This is a genomic window from Lactobacillus johnsonii, assembly GCF_014058685.1.
Lineage (GTDB): Bacteria > Bacillota > Bacilli > Lactobacillales > Lactobacillaceae > Lactobacillus.
In genome coordinates this window covers 1,488,556-1,514,470 of sequence record NZ_CP059055.1, presented here as the reverse complement: position 1 = coordinate 1,514,470, position 25,915 = coordinate 1,488,556, and the positions used below count along the sequence as shown (strand labels likewise).

Here is a 25,915-nt window from a genome sequence, read left to right as displayed (position 1 = left end):
TTAAAAGATAACTTAAATTATAGAAAATTGGAGGCCTAGAATTAATATGCAAAAACATTCTCAATATCGATATGCTTTGCGTAAGCTTAGTGTTGGATTAACTTCTGTTGCTGTAGGATTAGCGTTTATGGCTGCTACAACAACGACTGTTCATGCTGATAGTGAACCACAAGTTCAAACGACTGAAAATCAGACCTCAGAAAATAAAAATGAAATTACTGTTATAGAAAATACAAATGATAACCTTGCAAAGGTAGAAACTATAAATTCGCAAGACAATTCTCAGGATGACAAAACAAGTCAGACAACTACAGAGACTAAAACAGATTCAGATGTCGATACTACAAACGTCAACCAAGACTTAAAAAATGATCAAAATAATGTAGATAATGAAGCGAATACTTTAAAACAAGATATCAACAATAAAGAAAATAACATCTCTGATGCTACTATTAGTGATCAGCAACCAGTCCAAACAGAAAAGAAAGTTGATGCTGATCTTGTTAAATCTGTTACAGATAGCTTAAAACAAGTTAAGTATGATGCCTTTGATGGGGATCCAAAACAAGTTCTTAGAAACTGGAATCATATTCAACTAACTAGTAGTAGTTTAGTGGATAGCTTTAATGAAGTATATAATCAATTGCCTACTTTAGTACCGCAACTTCTTGAACACACCGATAATATAGATACTGCTAATCAAAGGGTTAGCGATAATGCAGGTGCTATTATGGTGGGGATGTCTTACATTAATCGTTGGTATAACGTTTCATATGGAGACAAGCAACTCTTACCAGTAATGATGTTTGATCCAAAGGCTTTTGGCTCTAATTTGGATTCAATCGATTGGTTGTCTAAGATTGGAGACTGGTCAACTGATGAACTGGCTCCTTCAAATACTGTGACTGCTTTTAATAATAAATTAGCACCATTATTAAATACTCAGTCAGACTTAGTTACTTTCTTAGGAGATTGGCGTAAAAAGTGGACTCCAGATCTATCTGATGAAGAGTGGTTTAGATCAAATACTGGCGTTCATATTGTTGAAATTCCATCAAAAGAAGCTCCCGATTTAAATCTCAATATTTATCATCGCTTATCTACAAATAAAGATCTGCAAGAATATATCTTACCGCTTTTAAATGTTAAAAACGATGATATGTATGTTGTATCTGCTTTGGGGATGATGATATTTGGATCATATGAACCATATATTGATGTGAAATACCATAAGGATCCGGTGGTATATCAAGAAAAAGTTCAAGCAGTACATAAAGAACTTACCCGACTTTCTACTGCATGGAGAGATCATTTTGATTTTTGGTATCGGATGGTTAATGAAGCGGGAAAGAAGCGCTTAAGCAACGCAAATATTCAGATCTGGGATAGTTATAATGCGATCGATTCCAGCAAAAAAGGTGGTCGGAGATGGCTAAATAAACGTGATACCGATATTCCTGCAGTTGCAGAATTTTTCGGCCCTTTAGGTAAGATGTATGAGGCGGCTGGACTTTCGGCAGATGCTGTTGGTAATGCAGTACGCTATTATGTGGCACAAGTAGTAAATAATTTTGGTGGTATAGGAATTCTGTCACACGAAATGACGCATAATTTCGATAATAGTATTTACTTAGATGGATTTCAGCATCGTCCGGGTACGGGAGTAGAAACATACGCTACAGGACTACTTGAATCACCATGGAACCGAACATTTGCAAATTATGGCTTGAATACTGCATTAACTTTTTATGCTGATAATAATCGAACCACGAATAAAAGCCCATCACGTTTTCAAACTAGAAAAGACTTGCAAGATTATATGCATGGGGTTTTTGATGTAACTTATTTACTTGACTATGCTGAAGCTCAAGCAATGGTAGGTAAATCGGCTAAAGATAAGCAATTGATGTACTCTCAAATTAGTTATGATCCTGCTAAAAAGGCCGATGTAGTATCTGGCCCAATCAGTACTGAAATTGCTGATAAGTTAATGACAATTGATGATTTCATTGACAACAATATTATTGCTAGTCGTGGTTATCAAGCAGGAAGTTATGGCACTAATAGTTATCAAACGATTTCTATGTATGCACCAGATTACGCGGCAGTTCAGAGCTCAACCTCTGTTTCAGGTGGGATTACTTTTAAAAAGACTGCTTTTGAATTACTAGCTGCTAAGGGTTGGTCCGATGGTTTTATTTCTTATATTACGAATAAGTATGCTAAGGATGCAAAAAATGATAAGAAATCGCTGAGTGACACATACGCATTAGCGAAGATCTTTAATGGTGAATATGATAATGATTACGCAATCTTCAAAAAAGCAATGTTCAAGGAGCGTATTGATAAACGCCAAGACTTTAAACCAATTACTATTACGTTGGATAAAAAGAGTATTCAGTTGAATAGTTGGGATGATTTGCAGAATTTAATGCAGACTACTGTTGATCAAGAATTAGCAGTTAGAGCTCAGGGGAAAAAATCAAGTTTGATTAATGACTTAAAAGCTGCCATATTAACAGCAGAACTCAAGCAGACTGATGATTTTAGAAGTTCAATTTTTGCAAATGCTGAACAAAGTAAGCATGGTGAAATTTTGGATGAAGGGACTAAGTTGGAATTGCCAACCTATGATTTAGATTTACTCAAGAAGGGTGAAACAGTAGGCGAGGGTACTCAACGAGAATTGCCAGCTTATGACTTAGACTCACTTAAAAAGGGTGAAGCAGTAGGCGAAGGCACTAAATTAGAACTACCATCCTATGATTTAGATTCACTTAAGAAGAGTGAATCAGTAGGCGAAGGCACTAAGTTGGAATTGCCAACCTATGATTCAGATTTACTTAAGAAAGGTGAAACAGTAGGCGAAGGTACCCAGCTAGAATTACCAGCTCATGATTTAGACTCACTTAAGAAGAGTGAAACAGTAGGCGACGGCACACAGGTAGAGTTGCCAACCTATGATTCAGATTCACTTAAGAAAGGTGAAGCAGTAGGCGAAGGAACTCAAGTAGAATTACCATCCTATGATTTGGATTCACTTAAGAAAGGTGAAATAGTAGTAGAAGGAACTCAAGTAGAATTACCAGCTTATGATTTAGATTTACTTAAGAAAGGCGAAAGCGTAGGTAAAGGTGCTCAAGTAGAACTACCAGCTTATGATTTAGACTCACTTAAGAAAGGCGAAGCAGTAGGCGAAGGGACTCAGGTGGAACTGCCAGCCTACGATTTAGACTCACCTAAGAAAGGTGAAAGCGTAGATAAAGGTGCTCAAATAGAACTACCAGCTTATGATTTAGACTCACTTAAGAAAGGCGAAGCAGTAGGCGAAGGAACTCAAGTAGAATTGCCAACTTATGATTTGGATTTCTTTAAAAAAGGTGAAACAGTAAGTGAAAGTACTAAGTTAGAATTGCCAGCTTATGATTTAGACTCACTTAAGAAAGGTGAATCAGTAGGCGAAGGAACTCAATTAGAATTGCCAGCTTATGATTTAGATTTACTTAAGAAAGGCGAAGCAGTCGGCGAAGGAACTCAAGTAGAATTGCCAACTTATGATTTAAATTCACTTAAAATGGGTGAAAGCGTAGGCGATGGCACTAAATTAGAACTACCAGCTCATGATTTAGACTCACTTAAAAAGAATAAGACAGTAAGTGAAGATAGCGATTCTAACTTCTACATTAATGATTCAAAAAAGAGCCCAGAATCGACAATTGAAAAATTACCAGTTCAAAATAATAATTCAGTCATAAAACTAGATGCACTAGAGAATAAGCAAAATCATCAACCCAAAACTAATGATATTTCCGCTACATTATCAGCTTCAAAGTTGGAGATACCTGAAAAGAATCTAGAAATAAGCATGAATAACAAATTTACGGAGATAAGTAACCATAAAAATATTTCCTCTGGAATAAATAATAAGATGAATAATGGCTATGTAGCTTCAAATTCCAGAAATAATGCAAGCTTGCCACAGGCAGGAAGTAAAAACAATAGTACTATCTTAGTTTTGGCAGGTATTAGTAGCTTGTTTACTGCACTTGGATTGAGTATTTTTAAAAAGAAAACTAAATAGAAATAAAAAGCATAATTTTCAGCAGGAAGTTTTGTTGACTAGAACGCACTAATAATAGAAAAAATAAATTATCTTGTTCTGTAATTAAAATTTTTCTTTCCAACTTTATTAACTTTTTGGTATGATAGATGTGTTCAAAAAGTTGCCTCAATGGCGGAATTGGCAGACGCGCAGCGTTCAGGTCGCTGTTCACGCAAGTGAGTGCAGGTTCGACTCCTGTTTGAGGCACAAATAAAAGAGATATGTTTTGGCATATCTCTTTTATTTTTTCTCTAATTTCACTGTTTTATTTTCAAAACTAAAGGGTTTTCTAAAGGTAAGTTGAAAGGCTGTTAACTGTAATTGTTCCCCATCTTGATAAGCAGAATTATATAAGGGATCACCAATTATTGGGGCACCGAGAGCAGCTAAATGAACTCTGATTTGATGAGTTCGACCAGTTTCTAATGTAAGTTTTACCAGTATTCGATCTTTATCTCTTTTTATTACTTCATAGTGAGTCACAGCTTTTTGTCCATCTTGTCTCACCATTCTTTTTCTTTGATCATGTGGATCGTGGCCAATTGGAAGATCAATGATACCGGTATTTTTTATTTGTGGAGAGTTAGAAATCCAGGCTAAATATTCTCGATGCAATGTTTTATCAGTTAATTGCCTGTTTAAAATTGGTACGACCGCAGGATTTTTGGCCACTAACAAAAGTCCACTTGTCAACATATCTAATCTGTGAACAATAAAAGGACTATAGCCTAAATAAGTTGCACAGTCATTTAATGCCGTATCTTCTTCATTTAAATTGGGATGTGTCTTTTGTCCAGCAGGTTTATTAATTACTAAAATATCATTATCTTCATAGACCACTTTAGGCAATTTTCCACTGGCGGGATAAGGTTGTTGATCACTTTCAATATGATCAAGCTGAATTTCAATTTTATCTCCAGGTTTTACTAGAAAATTAAGTGGTAAATATTTTCCATTAACTAATATTTTCTTTTCACTACGTAAAAAGTGCCGCCATTTTCTTGGAATAAGCAATTTACGCATTAACTTATCAACACTCATTGGCATTAAATAGTCGGGATATATGAGCGAATATTGGTATATAGTCATTTTTTCACCTTATCTAATTTTTAACCTTTAAAACACTATTTTTCAAATAAAGATATGCTAAAATCGTCATATTAGGTTTATTGACGAAAAGGGAGTTTTAATTTTATGCATTCCCAAAATCATGAGTTTTGGCATCGCGTTCATTTAGCGATTAAAAACTTCAACCATCGTTTTCAAATTTGGCGTTGGTTAATTTTAATATTACTGTCCTGTTGTTTGTTCGTTTGTACATATTATACCGTTAAGGTAAAAACTTCGAACATCTCTAATATGAAGGCAGCACTTTCTACTACAACCACAATTTATGATAATAAAAATCAGAAGGCCGGATCCCTATACTCACAAAAGGGATCTTTTGTGGAACTGAACCAGATATCGCCTTATATTCAAGATGCTGTCATCGCTACAGAAGACAGGACTTTTTATAAAAATCCAGGTTTTAGTGTAAAAGGGATGGCAAGAGCAGCCATCAGTAGTTTAATCCACCGAGGTATTGTTGGTGGTGGATCTACCTTAACACAGCAATTAGCCAAGAATGCATTATTGACGCAAAAGCAGACTTTTTCTAGAAAACTAGAAGAACTCTTTTTTGCGATCGAAATTAATCGTGTCTATTCTAAAAAAGACATCTTAACAATGTATCTGAATAATGCTTATTTTGGTAACGGTGTTTGGGGGGTTCAAGATGCAGCAAGACGCTACTTTGGAAAAAATGCTAGTGATGTAACGGTAGGAGAAGCGGCTACAATTGCAGGTATGCTTCGTAGTCCAAGCTACTATAATCCAATTGATCACATGGATAATGCAATCGCAAGGCGAAATGTTGTTTTAGGATTGATGGCTGATACAGGAAAAATTTCTAAGACACAAGCTGATAATGCTAAGAAGACTACGCTTACTCTTGATGATACATTTTCTCAAGAAGATGGCTATCGCTACCCTTACTTCTTTGATGCCGTGGTTGATGAAGCAATAGATCGTTATGGCTTAAAAGAAGAAGACGTAATGAACAAAGGATTGAAGATCTATACTACGCTAGACACTGGCTATCAAACTGCCTTGCAAGATAGTTTTGAAGAAAGCTGGAATTTCCCACCAAATGCCAGTGATGGTACTAAGGTGCAAGGAGCTAGTGTTGCAATGGATCCAAAGACTGGAGCTGTTCGAGCAATGGTTGGTGGTAGAGGACAACATGTCTTTCGCGGCTATAACCGTGCTACCCAGATGAAACGTCAGCCGGGTTCGACTATGAAGCCACTAGCTGTCTATTCACCAGCTTTGCAGAATGGATATCATTATGATTCTGAACTTTCTAATAAACTGCAAAAATTTGGAAAAAACGGCTATGAGCCAAAGAATGTTGATAATCAATACTCAAATAAGATTCCAATGTATGAAGCGCTAGCTCAAAGTAAAAATGTACCAGCAGTATGGCTTTTAGATAAGATTGGTGTCAGCAAGGGTGTTCAATCAGTGGAAAACTTTGGCATTCACGTTAATAAGAGTGATCAAAACTTGGCATTAGCTTTAGGTGGACTTTCAACTGGTGTTTCACCATTGCAGATGGCAAGAGCTTATAGTGCTTTTGTTAACGAAGGTAATTTACCAAATCAATCCTACTGTATTACTAAAATCACTGATGCTAGCGGAAATGTTATTGCTCAAAACAATAATCCTGGTAGTCACAGAATTATTTCAACTAATACTGCTAAAGAAATGACATCAATGCTTTTAGGCGTATTTACTTCAGGAACTGGGAGATCAGCTCAACCATCAGGTTTTAGAGTAGCAGGTAAGACTGGTTCAACTGAGGTACCAGATAGTTATGGATTTGGTACAAAAGATCAATGGATCGTTGGCTATACTCCGGATGTTGTTTTATCAACTTGGGTAGGTTTTGATAAGACTGATCAGGAACATTATATGGAGGGTATTTCAGAAACTGGAATTACTCACTTGTATAAATCTGAATTAGAACGGCTACTTCCATATACTTCTCAGACACAATTTAAGGAAAAGAGTGCCCAACAGATAGCAAAAGATACAGGTGCAAATTCAGACTGGCTTGGTAATTTAGGTCAACAAGTACAAAAAGGAATCAATGATACTGGGTCTAAGTTCAACGAATGGTATAATAATCTTAAAGGACTTTTAGGTCGTTAAAAAAGGAGTTTTTATTTAAATGGTTAATATTTACGATAACGCTAATCAATTAGCAAAGGACTTACAAGAAACAGAACAATTCAAAGATTTGAAGAAATCTCTTGAAAATTTAAAGAATAATCCAGAAAGTTTAGACTTATACCAAAGAATGGATAAGCTTCAACAACAAATTTTAGCTGCTCAAAATTCAGGTCAACCACTTTCTGAAGAAGCACAAAAAGAATATCAAAAGATCAATGAAGAAGTTCGTAATAATGACGAATTAAAAGACATGATTACCAAGGAACAAGCTCTCTTCCAAATGATCAACGACGTTCAACAAGCTATGACTAAGCCAATTGGCGATTTGTACGATGATTTAAAGGCAAAATAATTAGTATGGAATTTATGCATTTAGCAGATGCGCACTTAGATAGTCCCTTTCAAGGACTATCTTTTTTGCCATCTAATGAATTTAAAAATATTAAACAATCTACCCAAAAGTCATTCACTAAAGCAATTGATACAGCACTAGATAGAAATGTAGATTTAGTATTAATTGCTGGTGATACATTTGATTCAGCTCACCCTAGTCCTCAGAGTCAATTGTTTTTTAGTCGTGAAATACAGCGACTAACAGATAAAAAAATTCAAGTTGTGATGATTTTAGGAAATCATGATTATTTGAATCCTGATGAGATGTTATTGCCCCAAACACCATACTTCAAACTTTTAGGCTCTAATGAAGAAGTAGAAGAATTTGAATCTAAAACTAAAGAGGATTTTCCGTATACAGTAGTTGGATTTTCTTATCAACATAATCATATCGAAACTGATAAGATTAGTGAATTTCCTAAAAAGGGAGATAACTTTACTATTGGTTTAATGCATGCGGGTACTAAAACCACTACAAATTATCAAAACGTTTATGCTCCATTTACAACGGCTGAAATTAAAGATTTAAATTATAATTACTTTGCCTTAGGTCATATTCATTTACGTCAGACTTTAAGTAAAGACCCCTTAATTGTTTATAGTGGTAATCTCCAGGGTAGACACATTAACGAACAGGGTAGTAAAGGTGTATATATTGGTACAGTAGATGAAACAACAAAAAAAGTAAGTCTTGATTTTGTTGAAACGGCACCAATTATTTGGCAAATGGCAACCCTAACTTTGGATCAAGAAATTTCACAAAAAGATCTAACAAGACAAATAGTTGAAATTTTGACTAAGCAAAATGTGCAACAAACTTTGTTTGGTTTAACAATTGAAGGAGCCCAGTATTTAAGTGAAAAAGAACTAGAATTAGTCAAGGACAGTGATTATTGGCTTCAACTTTCTAATTCTTTAAAATTTGATTCTAGACTTGTAAAAGTTTATCTGACGAATAATGAAAAGCTTCAACTTAGAACAGCGGATAAAGAAGCATTTGATCAAGCTGAAAATGAAACTTTTGAGCTTGATAAGATTTATGCGTTAGCTAGTGATTTAAGTAAAAAAAGTGATTATGTTGCTGATATTTTGAAGAAACCTGAATTTATTGACGAAGTAAAAGAATTAGCACAGGTTAAATTGGGACAAAAATTAAAGGATATAAATGATGAAGTTAACTCAAATTAAAATTATTCACTTTGGAAAATTAAATGATGTGACTTTTAATTTGAACAAAGATTTAACGATATTTTTAGGTGCGAATGAAGCTGGGAAAAGTACAAGTGTAGCCTTTGTTAAGCAAGTTCTATTTGGATTTCACCTAAGAACTAATAAATCACCTTTCTTTGAGGATTATCAACCTTTGGATCATGTTAGTCCAATGGGCGGAAGTTTAACTTTTGAAGATACAGATGGTACCTTTCTTTTGAGTCGATTATATGCAAAAGGGGATCCTAAGAAGGGGGTTTTAAAAGTTAGTTTAAATGATCAAGAAGTGCCAGAGAGTGTATTTTTTGATCGTATCCAAAATATAGATGGTAGTTTTTATACTGACAGCTTTATTTTTAATCAGGATATGCTGCGCGAGGTAAATGGATTATCTCAGGCAGAATTAATGGAACAAATTTACTTTTTAGGAGCATCACAAAGTCACAAATTACTTGATTTAAGAGATGAGTTTTCAAGTAATGCTCAGAAGCTTTTTAAAAAGAGTGGACGCAAGCCGATAGTTAATCAATTAATTAATCAAATTGAAGAACAAAAAGAAGTTTTGGCTCAAACTAATAGTGAACTTAATGATTATCGTGAACTTGAAGAAAAATTAACTCAAGAAAAGGAAGAGCTTAAAAAAATTCAAGCTGAACTACTTGAATTAAATAAAGAAGACCAAAAAATTAGTCTATTAATGCAAAAGCTAACTAATTTTAAGCAGTATCAGCAACTTAGAGAAGAAGTACAACCGGTTTCCTTTTCTAAAGAGAGTTATGAGAAAGCACGGGCTATTCAAAATAAAATTTCAGATTTAACAGCTGATATTAAAAACTTAGAGATGCAGCTTGATGAAATTAAGAACAGCAGTGAGTTATCAAACAAAGATAAAATTCAAGCATTAGTTGACCATAAGGCTGAAGTTTTGCATTGGGAAAGTGAAAGTAAAGATTTGCAGCGGCAAATTGAGACTACCAGGAAAGATTTAGAGTCTTATGAACAGTTTCAGCCAGAAGCAGTTAAATTAAGCAAATTATCAAGCGAGACTCGAAACAAAATAAAGGACGATTATCAAGCTCTAAAGAGTCAAAAGCAAGAAAATAATAATTTGCCAGGAATTTTATCATTAATTTTATTAGTTGCAGGACTTTTCAGTGCAATTGCGATTAACAACTTGTTTGTGCGTTTCTTGGGAATAATGATTGCTTTAGGTGGGCTTGGACTATTTGTTTGGACAAAGCAAACTAATGCCAAGAAAAGCCAAAAAGACCAAGAATTTATTGAAAAATATGGGCTTGATCCTAACGTCATTGACTTAAGTAGTTTGTGGAATGAAGTAGTCCAAATTGAATCTAAAAAGCAAACACTTAGCCAATTAGATCAAGATCAGGCTTCTTTGAATGAAAAGATTCAAGCTTTTGTTCAGGAGTTATATCCTTTTACTCAAAGAAATGTTCAGACATTTTCAGATATTGTAAATCAGTTAAATTCATTACAAAAAGTGATTGATCAGAATAATTTGTCTAAGCAACATTTAAATGATGTGGCAGTACATTTACAAGAAAAAAAGAACCAATTAGCTAAGAATAAAATTGATCTTTCTAATTTATTTGCGGCAAGTAAAGTTACTGATTTTGCGGAATTTTCTGAGCTAAAGCAACAAGCCGAAGCGCAAGAACAATTGAAGTTGAAAATAGAAGCATTACAAAATGATTTGCAAGCCGATCTCGCGCAATTAGAAGAAATTGCAAAAGATCCAAATAAATTAGTAGAAAATAAGGATCAAATAGAAAAGCAAATTTCTCAAAAGCAAGAGCAAATTAATGATTTGCATGCAAAAAATGCTAAGCTTGAAAATCAGATGCATGTTTTAGCAAATTCTGATAAATATTTTGCTGAAAAACAAAAATTAACTGACCTAGAAACATCATTGAGTGAAAATGTTAAAGAATATTTAGCTAACTTATTAACTAGCAATTGGATTGCGCGAGGCTTAGATTTAGCCTCAAATGAGCGTTTTCCTAAGATGCTTGAAGATGCAAAGAAATATTTCAATCTTTTAACTGGTGGAAGATATGTTGATATTCAGTTAGATAAAAAACTTAAAGTTAAAAGAAAAGATGGTAAAAAGTTTGATGTTGAATATCTATCTCGTGGGACAAGTGAGCAATTATATTTTGCTTTGAAATTAGCTTTTGTTGAACAAGTTGCTGATAAAATTGCTTTACCAATTTTGATTGATGATGCTTTTGTAAACTTTGATGCACAAAGAACCAATTATATTGTCAAACTATTAGAAGAGTTGGCCCAGAAGATACAAGTTTTAATTTTTACAGCACGACAAGATTTAGTAGCTAATCTTGAGATGGAACCAATAAGAATAGAAAAGGAACAATAATGATAAAAAGGTTGCTTGATTATAATGATGGCGAAGATATGAATTTGGTTTTACTTCTAAAAGATTCAAGTCTTCGTACTAGTAAAAATGGTAAACAATACTTAGTTTTACAATTTAGCGATTCAAGTGGCACAATTAGAGGAAATCTTTGGAACGCTAGTCAGCAGGATGCGGATACTTTTAGTCCAGGAACCATCGTGGAATTGAGCGGAAGACGAGAAGAGTATCAAGATAGACCTCAAATAAGAATTTATGATTTGAGAGTAGTGGGACCAAATGAAGGATATGACTTAAGTCAATTTGTTCATTCAGCTCCAATTAAACAAAAAGATCTTGAAGAAGAAATTAATAAACGTGTTTTTGAGATCTTAAATCCAACCTGGAATCGAATTGTCCGCTACTTACTTAAGAAATGGAATAAAGAGTTTTTCTCATATCCAGCTGGCAAATCTAACCATCATGCCGTCAGAAACGGACTGGCATTCCATACTGTTTCAATGCTAAGGGATGCGGAAGGAATTGCTAATACTTATCCTCAAATTGATCGGTCACTTCTATATGCGGGATGCATTTTACATGATATGGGAAAGGTAATTGAACTATCTGGTCCTGTAGCCACAACTTATACGGCCGAAGGAAATTTGATTGGACACTTAGTTTTAATTGATGAGCAGATTATGCTAGCAGCTCATGAATTGAAAATTGATGAGCATAGTGAAGATTTAATGCTCTTGCGGCATTTAGTTTTGTCACATCACGGCTTACCTGAATATGGCGCAGCTCATCGACCAGTAGTGCTAGAAGCTGAAGTTTTACATAAAATTGATGATTTAGATGCTACAGTTTATGCAATTACTAATGCTTTGCAGCAAACTAAGCCAGGAGAATTTACTGAAACCATTAAGTCACAAGACAATCGGAGATTTTACAGACCTAAAAATGATGATGCCTTAGATAAAGCACCAAAATTAGAGTAAATAAAAACCAAGGTTAATGATGATTTTAACCTTGGTTTTTTATATTATGTAAAAATTCTATTTTGAAAGACTATCTGATGAAACGTATTGAGAAAGAACGTTCTTTAAGTCTTTATCCTTGATAGAAACATCAGCGCGTTTAAGTACAGTAGCAATTACGCTTCTCATAACGTTCTGATCTTCGGACATTGATTGATAGATTTGGTTATCAATTTGTTTCTTGTGTTCCTTGAAAGTACCTTTGGCAGGGTGCTTAATCATTTTAATTACGTGGTAGCCGTATTGAGTCTTAACTGGAGTAGTAGTGATTTCACCAGTCTTAAGTTTAAATGCAGCAGTCTTGAAACTAGAATCTAAAGTAGAATCAGTTGAGTCAAATGCAGGTAATTTACCAGCATCGTTCTTAGTAGCAGTATCAGTAGAATACTTCTTAGCTAGTTTCTTGAAGTCACCGCCATCTTGTAATTGTTTGATGACGTCTTCAGCTGTACTCTTCTTTGAAACAAGAATGTGTTGTACAGTAACTTCTGGTTGATAATTCTTCCAAGCTTTCTTTTCTTGAGCTGGAGTAATCTTCTTGATGTGCTTCAAAGCAGCCTCAGTTAAAAGATTAGTCTTTAAATTATCTTTAAAGGTAGAAGCAGTCATTCCATTTTGTTCAAGAACTGAGTCAAACTGACTACCATATTGCTTCTTGTACTTATTGTATTCTTTATCAACTTGCTTTTGTGTAACGTCTTTGCCGTATTGACTTTCTAGGGCATCAGAAACAATCATGCTGGCAAGAGTTGATTGACCTGCTTGAGATTCTTTCATCTTGTCATAGTATTGAGATTCGGTAATTTTACCGCCCTTATAAGTAACGACAGCTTTACTTCCAGAACAAGCAGTAGCGCTTAAGGCAATTCCTGCAAAAGCTAAAACAGTAGCTGCTTTTTTCCATGTTTTATTCATATATTAATTTGCACATCCTTTGCTTAATTACAAGTTCAAATATAACATAAAAACTCTTACTAGCCCAATGGACAATAAGAGTTTTCTTGATATTTATAAAAAAGACTAACAAATCTTAAAATTAAAGTTCATTTTTAATTCCATCAACTGTTTCTTTTGCTTCTTTAGTTAAATTAGAAACATTTTCTTTCATTTGATCAACTTCTGGTTTAATTGAACTTTGAAAATCAGTTAAGTTATTTTGTATGTCTTTAACTGTTTGTTCTGCTTGCGGCAGATTATTCATTAATTCATTGGCAGCTTGCGTAGCTTGTTTTGTACTGGTAACTAATGAAGAAGCATCATTTTTTGTGCCATCTAAAAAGAGCCGAACATCTTCTTTAACTTTATGACCAGTTTGTGGATTTGGGAGAAGAGAGATTCCTAACCCTGCTAAGCTGCCTAATCCTAATCCAATTCCAAAAAATTTCATTAATTTTCTTCCTTATGTTCTTCTTCGCTTGCGCCAGAGTTACTGTCTACTTTTTCTTCATCTTCAGTAGCATCTTTCACATCATCGCTTGCGTCTTCAAGGTCTTCTTTTGCTTCATTTAATTTGTTCTTAACTGCAGCAAAGACACGATCATGGTCAACGGCTTTGAATGAAGCAGCAGAGAAGGCATCAACTAAATCATGAGCCTTATCTTTGAGTGAAGGGCGGTCAGAAACTTCAACATCTTCGTCTTCACTTGGAGTTTCAGTAGTATCTGTTTCTTCAGTCTTATTTTCTTCTTCAGGTTGTTCCATTCTCTTTTCTTCGAGTTCATCATAAATTGCCTTAACCCGGTGAACGGAATCAGTGAAATTATCTGCAGAATCCTTAACATCACTTCTAATTGAGTTACCACTTAATGGATTCTTAGCGTATGACAATAAGCCACCTGCAACAGTACCTGTAAGAATTCCTAATAAAAATCCAGACATAATGTATACCTCTTATCTATTCAATAATTTTTAACTTAATAACCACCTTTATTGTACCGCATTAAAGGCAAAATTACTGGTATTATAGATTGTTTTTGATAGCGTTTGTAACCGCTTGATAATCTTCTTCTGAATATTCGTCTGCATTGTTTACGTGAGGAGTAGAAACAGGATCATTTTCGCTTCTACGTGGAATTAAATGAATATGTGAATGCATTACAACTTGTCCAGCGATTTCACCATTGTTCACCTCAACATTCAATCCTTTAATAGTTGGATCAGACTTCTTAATTGCTTGGGCAATAACAGGGATATATTGTAAAAATCTAGCAGCATCTTCTTGGCTGTAGTCAAAGAAGTTAACCAAGTGCTTCTTAGGAATAATGAGAGTATGTCCTTTAGTTACTTGAGAAATATCAAGAAAAGCTTTGACATCATCGTTTTCAAAAACTGTGTAAGAAGGAATTTCTCCTCTAATGATTTTACAAAATAAACAATCCTTTTCTAATTCTGTCATGATAAGACCCCTTTCTTAATGAAAAGAAAATTTAGTTTAACTTATGTTCATGCTATCATAAATATGTATCTTATTGCAGTAGAGAGGAAAAAGTAATGGCACTTAAAATTGAAAATTTAACTGGAGGATACTCTGGGATTAATGTCATTAAAAATGTAAATTTAACAATTGAACCTGGACAAGCTGTAGGTTTAATTGGACTAAATGGTGCTGGTAAATCAACAACAATTAAGCACTTACTTGGATTATTAAGAATGCAAAAGGGCAAGATAATTTTGAACGGTGTAAGCTTAACCGAAAATCCTGCTGAATTTAAAAAAATGGTCGCTTATATTCCAGAAACCCCAATTTTATATCCAGAATTAACTTTGAAAGAGCATTTAGAGTTAGTAATGCTTACCTATGATTTGGATCATGATCAAGCTTGGGCACGAGCAAAAGAATTATGCAAAATGTTTCGTTTAGAAAATAAGCTGGATTGGCTTCCAATTAACTTTTCTAAAGGGATGAAGCAAAAGGTAATGATTGTAACTAGCTTTTTAGCAAATGCGGACTTGTTGGTAATAGATGAACCATTTACTGGTCTTGATCCCTTAGCAGTAGCTAATTTTATTGATTTAGTTAAAGAAGCTGTTGCTGATCAAAAGATGGTTTTAATGACTACTCATGTTTTGGCTGAAGCACAAGAAGCTGTTCAAACATTTGCTGTCTTAAATAATGGCACGATTGAAACTGAAGGTAGTTTAAATGAAATTAGACAGTTTTATGGATTAAAGCCAAGCGATTCATTTGATCGTTTATATCAAATTTTAAATCAGGAAACGGTGAAGAAGCATGACTGATTTAATTAAAAGTAGACTCAATAAAAACTTCAAAAAACAGATGCATTATCTGACTTTAGTTTTTAACGACTTTTTTATCTTGGCTTTGATTTTTCTATTTGGAGCCTTAATGTTTTGGTATGCGCAAAATATTAAAAAATGGCCAAATAATCTTTGGTTTTACAAGCCACTCCTAGCCTTAATTTGGACTGCAACTTTGGGAGTTGGTCACTTTGCTACTTTATTTGATCGGGCAGATGAACATTTTCTTTTTAATCAGGATAATAAAATGAAAGCTTATTTTAAGCCACTCTATTTACATAATATGCTCTTGCCTGTTGTTTTGATTATTCTGGTATCAGGAATTTTATTGCCCTTTGCAACGATGAGAGCTGGCTTTTCAATTGGTGGCCTGATTTTTATTGTGATTGGTTTGATTGTCAGTAAGAATGTTCAATTTAAATTGATCGTTAGAAGTTTTTATTTTAACAAATATGATTATTACAATACTTGGCTATATCTAGGAATTAACTTTCTAATCTTATATCTTTCTTTTCTAGGACCTTATCCTAATCCAATTATTTATACTACAGTGGCAATTGCTTCGTGGGTTGGAGTAGATTACTTACCTCAAGGAAAGATGTTTGATTGGTACAAGGCACTGGATTATGAAGAAAGAAGAGTAGACTTACTGAATAATTTCTATAGTATGTTTACTGATGTACCAGATAAGAAAGTTCGAATTTCTAGAAGAAAATATTTAGACTTCTTAATTAAAACGACTGATCAAACGCCCAATACTTTTATTTACCAAAGAGTAGTATTGCGAGATCCAGAGTACAGTAATTTATTGATTAGAATGATTCTTTTTTCAATTTTATTAATTGCCTGCTTACAAGATGCAGGTTGGGCAATTGGTACTGGTGCTTTGATAATTTTCTTAACACTTTATCAATTGATTCCTTTAGGAACAGTGTATGAGCATAATATGATGTATCATGTAATGCCAATTCCATTTGCTTCTAGAGGACAGGCACTAAGAAAAGTTCTACAAAAGGGAATGTTACTTGAATGGGGATTAATTAGTTTGGCAATAATAATCTTTTCTCCACAAAAATTAGAAGCATTTGGTGGAATTATTGCTTTACTTGCCTTAACATTCTTATTGCTATATTTTTATTTACCAAGTAAAATTGAACAGTTATTTAAAAAAGTTAGATATTAGGTTGTGAAAAAATGAGATTAAGAAATAAACCTTGGGCTCAAAAATTAGTAGCTGAACATCCAGAAGCAATTTTAAATGAGCCAGATCCAGATAAGAAAATTAACTGGGAAGAAAGATTCGATGATTTTTCTAAGCCTTTAGCAATTGAAATTGGTTCCGGAAAAGGTCAGTTTATTACTACTTTAGCTAAAGAACACCCTGAGATGAATTTTATTGGAGTAGAACTTCAAACAACAGCTGCAGGGATGATTTTAAGAACTAAGCTTGAAGAAAAGATCGATAACTTGCAATTAATGTGTGCAGACGCTGCTAATATTGCAATGTATTTACCAGAAAACAGCGTAGACATTGTTTATTTAAACTTTTCTGATCCTTGGCCAAAGACACGTCATGAAAAGCGTAGATTAACTTATAAGAGCTTTTTAGATAAGTATCGTCAAATTTTAAAGCCAGAAGGACATTTAGAATTTAAGACAGATAATCGAGGATTGTTTGAATACAGTTTAGTTAGTCTTAACAATTATGGAATGAAATTTGATTATGTGAGTCTAGATTTACATCACGCAGATGATGAAATTTTTGAAAGAAATGTTGAGACTGAATATGAACATAAATTTGCAGCTAAGGGTAATCCAATTTACTGCTTGCATGCATATTTTGTAAAATAAATTGCTAAAAATATTTTGAAAAGACAAAAAAGTGCTTAGGAAAATTTAATCCTAGGCACTTTTTTAGTCTAATTATTTGTTTTGCAATTTTAATTCTAGAAGTAATTCGTTTGTATAATTGACCGCCCTAAAAAATTTGGTAAAGGCTTTGATATGGTCACTGTTTTCGACAAAATTGTCAAAAGTAAGAATCTCATCATTAAATCCGTCCATCACTTTTAAGGTATCATCTGAAGCTGATTTTAAGTGGACAGGTAGCCCATTTTTTCGAGTATTGGTAGTAATTGTAGCTGCGATTTTATGATATTCAGAAATTAATGAGGAAATTTGGTCAATATTTTTTTCAATAATCATAATCCAATTATCAGGATCTTTTCTAATATCTTGAACCATTTCGTCAAAAACTAAGTGTAATCGATAACCGGCATGGAGTAATTCCTTATTCATATCAACCATTATTTTAATACCTTCTTTCTATATTTTTATTGTAGATTGTTTTTAATTTAAGCTAAAAGATCTGAGACTAGATTTTTGAAATAAAAGGATGTAAAATAATTATAACTTATAAAAAGTAAGAAAAGGTGAGATAAATGGAAGAAATTAAAGAATTAACTCCTGAGAAGTTAAAAGAAATTACCAAAAATGGAAAAGTAGTATTACTATTTTCAGCTACATGGTGCCCAGATTGCCGCTTCTTAGACCCATTTTTACCACAAATTGAAAAAGATAATTCTGATGCAAAATTCTATAAGATTGACCGTGATGGATCAATTGATGTAGCCAAAGAATTAAATATCTTTGGAATTCCTAGCTTTGTTGTCTACCAAGATGGCAAAGAAATTGGTAGACTAGTAAATAAGGACAGAAAGACTAAAGAAGAAGTAGAAAACTTCCTTAACTCTCTCAAATAGTCTAGGAAAGGAAATTTACTAGAAATGATTATTTCTACCAATAAAACAAGTTACCCTGATACTTTAATTGTGATTTTGGACCAAGATAAAGGTCGTAGTAAATTCACAGAAAAAAATCAAGTTACAAGAGTTGAAAATGAGGATGGAGAAGTTATTGGATTTAATTTCTTTAACGTAAGTAGCTTTTTAGACTACGATAAGTTACCAAATGGTGAAGTTAAACCAACACAAGAATTAGTTGATGCTTTAAACAAGAAAATTGCTGAAGCTGGTTTTGATACTAAGCTAGAAATTGGCAAGCCAACTCTTGTTTATGGTTACGTTAAGACTTGTGAAGCACACCCAGATTCAGATCACTTACATGTAACTACTGTGGATGTGGGGAATGGTGAAGAACATCAAATCGTTTGTGGTGCTCCAAATATTGCTCAAGGCCAAATGGTAGTTGTGGCACTTCCTGGTACTTTAATGCCAAATGGTCAACAAATTTGGCCAGGTGCACTTCGTGGTGTTGATTCATACGGTATGATTTGTTCAGCACGCGAATTAGGCTTAGCACATGCTCCTCAAAAGCGTGGTATTATGGTTGTTCCTGACGACTTTAAAGCTGGCGATGAATTTGAACCAACTAAGTGTGATGAATTATTAGCTAGCGGTCAAATTAGTCTTTAAAATAATACTCTTAAGTAATAACGATTATAAAACCCGGAATTCAACTGAATTTCGGGTTTTGTCGTAAGTTATGGTGTAGAAGCAATCTTAGATTGGAGAAAAACATAAATTTTGATTAAAGAAGTATGTGTCGAAAATTTTACTAACGTACCTTTGATGATTGAACGTGGTGCTAATCGAATAGAACTAAATAATGACTTATCTGTAGGTGGGACGACACCTTCTTTTGGCGTAATTAAAAAGACTGTTGAGTATGCACATAAACATGATGTTCCCGTAATTGTAATGATTAGACCTCGTGGTGGAAATTTTGTCTATAACGAGGATGAACTAGAGATAATGATTAATGATATTCAAATATGCAGCTTACTAAATGTCGATGGGGTTACTTTCGGGTGTTTAACTAGGGAAAAACATTTAGATAAGAGGGCAATGAATAGATTGCTTTCAGTAGCGCATGCTGGAGACTTAGAAGTGGTGATGCACATGGCATTTGATGAATTAACACATGCTGAACAAAAAGAAGCCATTGATTGGTTATCCCAAAATAGAGTTAAGCGTATTCTTACTCATAGTGGCCCATTAAATCAACCAATCTCCCATACACTTGATCATTTAAAGGAAGTAGTCAAACAGGCAAAAAATAAGATAGAAATTTTGCCTGGTGGCGGAATTACTAAGGCAAATATAAATAAAATTGTTGAACAAATAAAAATAAAACAGGTTCATGGCACTAAGCTATTAGGTTAAAATTAAGCTGGTGTAATTTTAAACTTCTTTTGATAAGCCATATAACAGAAAAGGAATTATCTATTGTGTTAATAAATTGAAGCTATTAACCTATAAACATAAAATTATGAATAATACCTATCTTTATTATGTTATTTAATCATCATAAGTGATATAGTAAAACTGTAAGAATAATGTTTTTTTATTTGATATATATGGTGAATAAAATAATGGAGCAAGATAGTAATGATGAAGTGCAATATGTACAAAATACTAGCCAATCCTCCAGAAATTCTGGGGGGGGGTATAGCCTCACTTATCGGCCAAGTATAAAAGATATGCGGAGTTTTTTTGATGATTACCATTTTGGGTTATCACCTACATAAGAATGCTGATGGCGTGGATTGATGATCTAAGACGACGTAATATTTTAGGGTTCGATAAATAGTTTATTACAGATTAATAAATATTAAAGAAAGTAGGGAGTGAGGATGAGCTAACTACTTTCTAATTAGAACATAACGCTGGGTTATGTTCTTTTTTTGTGCTAAAAATGGTAGAATTAAAGCGAATATTTTGGCATAAACTATGGAGATATTAATAATATGTTAGACAAAAATAAACAAATTTGGTTCATTGGTATTAAAGGAACTGGTATGGCATCCCTAGCTCTAGTTTTACATGACCTAGGTTATAACGTTGCAGGTTCAGATATTGAAAAATATACGTTTACTCAGGTACCTCTTGAAAAAGCTGGTATTGAAGTAAAAAATTTTGATCCGGCCAATATTAAGAGCAATGCAGAACAAGTAATTGTTAAAGGGAATGCTTTTAAACAAGATAATCCTGAAGTAGCAGCATGTTTAGACAAAAATGTTGAATGGCAAAGCTACCCTGATACAGTTGAAGAAATTGTACAGATGCATACTTCAATTGGGGTATCCGGTACTCACGGTAAGACTTCAACAACTAGTCTCTTGTCTCATGTTTTAGGTGAAGTAGCTCCTACATCATACTTAATTGGTGATGGTCGCGGTAAAGGAGTAGAGGACTCACGTTTCTTTGTTTATGAAGCTGATGAATACCGTCGTCACTTCTTGGCATATCATCCAGATTACCAAATTATGACTAACATTGACTTTGATCACCCTGATTACTTTAAGGATCAAGATGATTACACTAGTGCTTTTCAAACTGCAGCTGATCAAACTAAGAAGGCTCTCTTTGTTTGGGGAGATGATAAGCGCTTGCAAAGCTTAAAGACTGATATTCCTAAGTATACTTATGGTTTCAAGGACACTGATGATTTTCAAGCAGTTAATATTGAAAAGACAACTACTGGCTCTAAATTTAATGTTTTAGCACATGGAAAAGACCTTGGTCGCTTTGAGATTCACTTATTCGGTGATCATAGCATTTTAAACACTACTGCTGTAATTGCAGTTGCTTATACTGAAAAAGTTCCAATGGATGATATTAAGGAAGGTCTACTTACTTTCAAGGGTGCAAAAAGACGTTTTGCCGAAAAAGATTTTGGGGATGTTTCCGTAATTGATGATTATGCTCACCACCCAACAGAAATGCGTGCAACTATTCAAGCTGCTCGTCAAAAATTCCCAGATAAAGAATTAGTGGTAGTTTTCCAACCACATACTTTCTCAAGAACTAAGAAATACCAAAAGGACTTTGAAGAAATTTTGCGTGATGTTGATAAAGCATATGTTACTCCTATCTATGCATCTGCTCGTGAAGCAAGTGGAGATATTTCAAGTGAGGATTTAGTAAATAATATTCCTGGTTCAGAAGTAATTGATTTAGACAACATCGCTGATTTAACTAAGCACAAGAATGCAGTTGTTGTATTTATGGGTGCTGGTGATATTCCTAAGTATGAAGATGCTTATGAAAAGTTACTTTAATTAAATATTTTGAAATATGATAAAAGGATTGATTAGACTTTTGCAGTAAAGTAAAAGATTTAATCAATCCTTTTTAGTTAAGATTAAGATCAATAATAAACGAGTTCAAATCTCCACGATAAGTGGCAATTGAGTATTCTATTTTTTGATCCTTTTTTGTATATCCATAACTATGAAAATAAAAAACAGGATCATTTTCTTTAATTTTTAAAGTTTTCGATATAGTTGAAGAAGCTTGTTTCACTTCTAATTTTCTTGTGACATGGGTGACCGGTAAATTTCTTTTCCTAAGTTCATCGTATAAGGATGCTTGTGAAAAATCTATTTTATTTAGATCTGGAACAAGTTTAGTAGGAATATAAGTAGTTACTTCAACAATTGGAGCCGTATCTACATATCTTAGTCTAACTAATTTAAAGACTGAGTCAGAAGGAGATAAGTTTAAGGCACTTTGTATTTCTGAAGTAGGATCAATTTCCTCAAAAGAAATCATTTTAGTTCTCGCTTTTAATCCCTTATCATCCATTTCTTGATTGTAACTTTGTATTACATGAGTAAATTCTTGTGCAATCTTGTTTCTTTTAACAATAGTACCTAATCGTTTACGTTGCTCTAAGAATCCTTGTTGAACAAGATTGTGAATTGCATGGTTAATTGTTGGGCGACTTGTGTTGAATTCGGCAGCTAGTTCAATTTCTTTTGGCAATAAACTATTAAGAGGATAGGTTTGATCGATAATTCTTTGTTTTAAAATAGCTTCAATTTTTTTATATTTTGCTTCAGTCATTTATCTATTAATCTCAATTGTAGTTACGTTGTCATCTTGCATCCGCTGTTTAAGAGCTTCAATTATTTTAACACCAGCACTACAGCCAATACGGTCTGCACCGGCTCTTACCATTGCTAAGAAATCATCACTATTTCTAATGCCACCAGCTGCTTTGACCTTTACGTTGTCTCCAACGATTGACTTCATTAATTTTACATCTTCAACCTTTGCTCCAGATGGGCCGAAGCCTGTAGAAGTTTTAATGAAATCAGGTTTAATTTCTTTCGCAATTTCTGCTAATTTTTTGATTTCTTCCTTGGTTAGGTAACAATTTTCAAAAATCACTTTACATGGCACATGATATTTGTGACAAATATTAACCATTTGCTCTATTTCTGCTTTAATATAAGCATAATTCTTATTTTTTAATTCAGTAATATTAATTACATAGTCAATTTCATTAGCACCATTTTTAAATTTGTTGATAGATGATTATCAACAAAAAGTAACTATTTTCACGAAAAAAGTAGAATCTAAGTAAAAATATTCCCCTAATAATTATTTTTTACTTAAGCATTCATCATAGGAATCACATATAGCAGAGATGTGATTCCTTTTTTCTTTATAGTGGTAAAGAATTAACTTGAGAGCAAACTAAAGCAAAGTAGATAATTAAATCATAGAAGAAAAACTGTTAAAATAGTTAAGAGACTAATTTGACAGTTTTTTATTTAAGGAGAAAAATATGGCACAAAAGAAATTACTTTTAATTGACGGCAACTCTGTGGCCTTTCGTGCCTTTTATGCTTTATACCGTCAGCTTGATCGTTTTACTAGTCCAGATGGATTGCATACAAATGCAATTTTTACTTTTAAAAATATGCTTGACGCAATCATAAAGCAGACTAATCCAACTAATGTATTAGTTGCTTTTGATGCAGGAAAAGTTACTTTTAGAACTGAGATGTATCAAGATTATAAAGGTGGTCGCCAAAAAACACCGAGTGAATTGTCAGAGCAACTTCCTGTAATTCGTGAAATGCTTAAAGACTTAGGAATAAAGAGTTATGAGCTAAAGAATTATGAAGCTGATGATATTATTGGAACACTTTCTAAGATGGGAGAAGATGCTGGATATACAGTTGATATTGTGACTGGAGATAGAGATTTAACTCAGCTTGCATCTGATAAAACCACAGTCTTAATTACTAAAAACGGAGTTGGCGATACAGAAGCTTATACTCCAGCCCATATGAAAGAAGTTAACGGTGTTACTCCAACTGAATTCATTGACATGAAAGCTTTGATGGGGGATAGTTCAGATAATTATCCTGGTGTAACTAAGGTCGGCCCAAAAACTGCTTCTCGTCTAATTCAAAAATATGGTTCTATTGAAGAACTTTATGAACATGTAGACGAAATGAAAAAGTCTAAGCTAAAAGAGAACTTAATTAATGATAAAGATAAGGCCTTTTTAGCTAAAAAGTTAGCTACTATTGATCGGGATTCGCCAGTGGAAGTAACTCTGGCCGACACTAAATTACAAGAACCAAATATTGAAGACTTGCGTAATTTATATGAGCGTTTAGGATTTAAGAAATTCTTAGCTGAGTTAGATGTTAATGGTACAACTAGTAACACACCAGAAACGGAAAAGTATGAATATCTTGAGTTAACTAAAGAAAATATCATTGAGCTAGATAAAATCAGTGAAAAAGAAGTAACTTTTTATTTAGCAATGTTAGGTGATAATTATCATCTAGCTCCAATTGAAGGCTTTTCTTTAAAAGTTGGTAATAAGATTTATGTATCTAAAGATCCAGTTTTGTTGCAAGAAAATTCACTTCGTCAAATGCTAGAAGATAAGACTATCAAGAAGAATGTTTTTGACATTAAAAGAACGTATGTAGGTTTACATCGACTAGATATCAAGGCAGAAGGTCTAGATTATGATATGCTTCTTGCTTCATATTTAGTTAATAATGAAAACAACTCGAATGATCTTGGAGAAGTAGCTCATTTATATGACGATTATTCTGTAAAGACTGATTTAGAAGTTTACGGAAAAGGTAAAAAACAAGCTGTACCTGACGATAATGAATTCTTTGAACATTTAGCAGCTAAAGTTGCCGTAATTGAGAAATTAAAGACTCCACTTCTTGAAAAACTAAAAGATCATGAACAAGATGATTTATATGAAACAATTGAAATTCCAGTGGCTTTCGTCTTAGCAAAGATGGAAATTACTGGAATCAAGGTTGAAGCATCCGTTTTGAATCAATTAGGTAATGATTTTGCAGTTAAGTTACAAGAACTAGAACATAAGATTTATCAACAGGCTGGCGAAGAATTCAACTTGAACTCACCTAAGCAGTTGGGGCATATCCTATTTGAAAAATTAGGTTTACCACCAATTAAGAAGACTAAGACTGGTTACTCAACATCTGTTGAAGTATTAGAGCAATTAAAAATGAAAAGTCCAATTGTTTCAGAAATTTTGGACTATCGTCAAATTGCTAAAATTCAAAACACTTATGTTAAGGGCTTGCTTGACTGCATTCAGCCAGATGGAAGAATTCACACTCGCTATTTGCAGACTTTGACTACAACAGGTCGTCTTTCTTCAGTTGATCCTAATTTACAAAATATTCCAACTAAAACTGAGGAAGGAAAGCAGATTAGAAAAGCTTTTGTTCCTTCAACAAAAGATGGGTATATTTTCTCTTGTGATTATTCTCAGGTTGAACTAAGAGTGCTAGCTCATGTTTCTGGGGATGAACATATGCAAGAAGCATTTAAGTCAGGCTATGATATTCACGCCCACACCGCAATGAAAATATTCCACTTGGACTCACCTGATGAAGTAACGCCATTAATGCGTAGACATGCTAAAGCTGTTAATTTTGGTATCGTTTATGGTATTTCAGACTATGGCTTGTCTAAAAACTTAGGCATTAGCCGTAAGCAGGCTAAAACTTTTATTGAAAATTACTTTGAACAATATCCTCAAATTAAAAATTATATGGATGAAGCAATTAAAAAAGCTCGTGAGAATGGCTATGCAGAAACAATTATGCATAGAAGACGGTATTTACCAGATATTCATTCAAAGAACTTCAATGTCAGAAGTTTTGCGGAAAGAACTGCAATTAATTCTCCAATTCAAGGATCAGCAGCTGATATTATTAAGATTGCCATGATTAATATGCAGAAAAAACTTGATGAACTACATTTAAAGACTAAAATGGTCTTACAAGTACACGATGAATTGATTTTTGATGTGCCAAAAGATGAATTAGATACAATTAAGAAAATTGTTCCAGAGGTTATGCAGTCAGCTGTCAAATTAGATGTTCCACTAATTGCAGATTCAAATTGGGGACATAATTGGTACGATGCAAAATAAACAGTAAGT

The 25,915-nt window shown here is 33.6% G+C and carries 21 protein-coding genes, 1 tRNA gene and 1 pseudogene; 15 read left to right on the top strand and 8 right to left on the bottom strand.

Annotation, left to right across the window (positions count from 1 at the left end; all coding sequences use genetic code 11):
- The first annotated feature begins 46 nt into the window (after positions 1-46).
- On the top strand, positions 47-4,081 hold the full coding sequence (locus tag H0I41_RS07225; protein ID WP_135014296.1) for a ZmpA/ZmpB/ZmpC family metallo-endopeptidase: 4,035 nt from the start codon (positions 47-49) through the stop codon (positions 4,079-4,081).
- 144 nt (positions 4,082-4,225) lie between these two features.
- Positions 4,226-4,309 (top strand) — tRNA-Leu (locus H0I41_RS07220).
- Positions 4,310-4,342: 33 nt separating this feature from the next.
- Here H0I41_RS07220 and H0I41_RS07215 read toward each other — a convergent pair.
- Positions 4,343-5,191 (bottom strand): RluA family pseudouridine synthase, encoded by an 849-nt coding sequence (locus H0I41_RS07215; protein ID WP_011162361.1) that lies wholly within the window; start codon positions 5,189-5,191, stop codon positions 4,343-4,345.
- A 105-nt stretch (positions 5,192-5,296) separates the two neighbouring features.
- Here H0I41_RS07215 and H0I41_RS07210 point away from each other — a divergent pair, with 105 nt between their 5' ends.
- From H0I41_RS07210 to H0I41_RS07190, 5 genes are read left to right on the top strand one after another with little or no spacing between them, the layout of a single operon-like run.
- The gene (locus H0I41_RS07210; RefSeq protein WP_135014297.1) at positions 5,297-7,354 is read left to right on the top strand and encodes a PBP1A family penicillin-binding protein; all 2,058 of its coding nucleotides are present in this window, start codon (positions 5,297-5,299) and stop codon (positions 7,352-7,354) included.
- Positions 7,355-7,373: 19 nt separating this feature from the next.
- Positions 7,374-7,727, top strand: coding sequence for a YlbF/YmcA family competence regulator (locus H0I41_RS07205; RefSeq protein ID WP_004897829.1), 354 nt, complete (start codon positions 7,374-7,376; stop codon positions 7,725-7,727).
- 5 nt (positions 7,728-7,732) lie between these two features.
- Complete coding sequence (locus tag H0I41_RS07200) at positions 7,733-8,956, top strand: metallophosphoesterase family protein (RefSeq protein WP_135014298.1); 1,224 nt, start codon at positions 7,733-7,735, stop codon at positions 8,954-8,956.
- The gene (locus H0I41_RS07195; protein ID WP_182094601.1) at positions 8,937-11,375 is read left to right on the top strand and encodes an AAA family ATPase; all 2,439 of its coding nucleotides are present in this window, start codon (positions 8,937-8,939) and stop codon (positions 11,373-11,375) included. The genes H0I41_RS07200 and H0I41_RS07195 overlap by 20 nt, the downstream gene beginning before the upstream one ends.
- Positions 11,375-12,352 carry a 3'-5' exoribonuclease YhaM family protein gene (locus tag H0I41_RS07190; RefSeq protein WP_004897826.1) on the top strand — a complete coding sequence of 326 codons (978 nt, stop codon included), beginning with the start codon at positions 11,375-11,377 and terminating at the stop codon, positions 12,350-12,352. Before H0I41_RS07195 ends, H0I41_RS07190 begins: the two co-directional genes overlap by 1 nt.
- A 57-nt stretch (positions 12,353-12,409) precedes the next feature.
- Here the strand turns inward: H0I41_RS07190 and H0I41_RS07185 are convergent, their stop codons facing one another.
- From H0I41_RS07185 to H0I41_RS07170, 4 genes are all read right to left on the bottom strand, one after another.
- Entirely contained in the window at positions 12,410-13,306 is an 897-nt protein-coding gene (locus tag H0I41_RS07185) for a peptidylprolyl isomerase PrsA (RefSeq protein ID WP_023599859.1), read from the bottom strand.
- 121 nt (positions 13,307-13,427) lie between these two features.
- The gene (locus H0I41_RS07180; RefSeq protein ID WP_023599858.1) at positions 13,428-13,778 is read right to left on the bottom strand and encodes a YtxH domain-containing protein; all 351 of its coding nucleotides are present in this window, start codon (positions 13,776-13,778) and stop codon (positions 13,428-13,430) included.
- On the bottom strand, positions 13,778-14,269 hold the full coding sequence (locus H0I41_RS07175) for a hypothetical protein (RefSeq protein WP_135014300.1): 492 nt from the start codon (positions 14,267-14,269) through the stop codon (positions 13,778-13,780). Before H0I41_RS07175 ends, H0I41_RS07180 begins: the two co-directional genes overlap by 1 nt.
- A gap of 82 nt (positions 14,270-14,351) precedes the next feature.
- On the bottom strand, positions 14,352-14,786 hold the full coding sequence (locus H0I41_RS07170; RefSeq protein WP_135014301.1) for an HIT family protein: 435 nt from the start codon (positions 14,784-14,786) through the stop codon (positions 14,352-14,354).
- Positions 14,787-14,881: 95 nt separating this feature from the next.
- Between H0I41_RS07170 and H0I41_RS07165 the strand changes: the two genes are divergently transcribed.
- The 3 genes from H0I41_RS07165 to trmB are packed head-to-tail and all read left to right on the top strand — an operon-like array spanning position 14,882 to position 17,500.
- Positions 14,882-15,628, top strand: a complete 747-nt coding sequence (locus H0I41_RS07165; protein ID WP_004897822.1) for an ABC transporter ATP-binding protein — start codon at positions 14,882-14,884, stop codon at positions 15,626-15,628.
- Positions 15,621-16,832, top strand: a complete 1,212-nt coding sequence (locus H0I41_RS07160; RefSeq protein WP_135014302.1) for an ABC transporter permease — start codon at positions 15,621-15,623, stop codon at positions 16,830-16,832. Before H0I41_RS07165 ends, H0I41_RS07160 begins: the two co-directional genes overlap by 8 nt.
- An 11-nt stretch (positions 16,833-16,843) precedes the next feature.
- The gene (trmB, locus tag H0I41_RS07155) at positions 16,844-17,500 is read left to right on the top strand and encodes a tRNA (guanosine(46)-N7)-methyltransferase TrmB (protein ID WP_053107635.1); all 657 of its coding nucleotides are present in this window, start codon (positions 16,844-16,846) and stop codon (positions 17,498-17,500) included.
- 72 nt (positions 17,501-17,572) lie between these two features.
- Here trmB and H0I41_RS07150 read toward each other — a convergent pair whose 3' ends face one another.
- The gene (locus H0I41_RS07150) at positions 17,573-17,956 is read right to left on the bottom strand and encodes a hypothetical protein (protein ID WP_053107634.1); all 384 of its coding nucleotides are present in this window, start codon (positions 17,954-17,956) and stop codon (positions 17,573-17,575) included.
- 134 nt (positions 17,957-18,090) lie between these two features.
- On the opposite strand from H0I41_RS07150, the gene H0I41_RS07145 reads away from it, so the two are divergent.
- From H0I41_RS07145 to murC, 4 genes are all read left to right on the top strand, one after another.
- On the top strand, positions 18,091-18,411 hold the full coding sequence (locus tag H0I41_RS07145; protein WP_004897816.1) for a thioredoxin family protein: 321 nt from the start codon (positions 18,091-18,093) through the stop codon (positions 18,409-18,411).
- Positions 18,412-18,435: 24 nt separating this feature from the next.
- Entirely contained in the window at positions 18,436-19,083 is a 648-nt protein-coding gene (gene ytpR / locus H0I41_RS07140) for a YtpR family tRNA-binding protein (RefSeq protein WP_053107633.1), read from the top strand.
- A gap of 111 nt (positions 19,084-19,194) precedes the next feature.
- Positions 19,195-19,833, top strand: a complete 639-nt coding sequence (locus H0I41_RS07135; protein WP_135014303.1) for a copper homeostasis protein CutC — start codon at positions 19,195-19,197, stop codon at positions 19,831-19,833.
- Positions 19,834-20,417: 584 nt separating this feature from the next.
- Positions 20,418-21,731 (top strand): UDP-N-acetylmuramate--L-alanine ligase, encoded by a 1,314-nt coding sequence (murC, locus tag H0I41_RS07130; protein WP_094497723.1) that lies wholly within the window; start codon positions 20,418-20,420, stop codon positions 21,729-21,731.
- A gap of 73 nt (positions 21,732-21,804) precedes the next feature.
- Here the strand turns inward: murC and H0I41_RS07125 are convergent, their stop codons facing one another.
- Together H0I41_RS07125 and deoC are read right to left on the bottom strand one after the other, a co-directional pair.
- Positions 21,805-22,518 (bottom strand): GntR family transcriptional regulator, encoded by a 714-nt coding sequence (locus H0I41_RS07125; RefSeq protein WP_135014304.1) that lies wholly within the window; start codon positions 22,516-22,518, stop codon positions 21,805-21,807.
- Positions 22,519-22,974: pseudogene (gene deoC / locus H0I41_RS07120) on the bottom strand (deoxyribose-phosphate aldolase); the annotation flags it as partial.
- A gap of 271 nt (positions 22,975-23,245) precedes the next feature.
- Here deoC and polA point away from each other — a divergent pair.
- Positions 23,246-25,906 (top strand): DNA polymerase I, encoded by a 2,661-nt coding sequence (gene polA, locus H0I41_RS07115; protein WP_135014305.1) that lies wholly within the window; start codon positions 23,246-23,248, stop codon positions 25,904-25,906.
- Positions 25,907-25,915 lie beyond the last annotated feature (9 nt).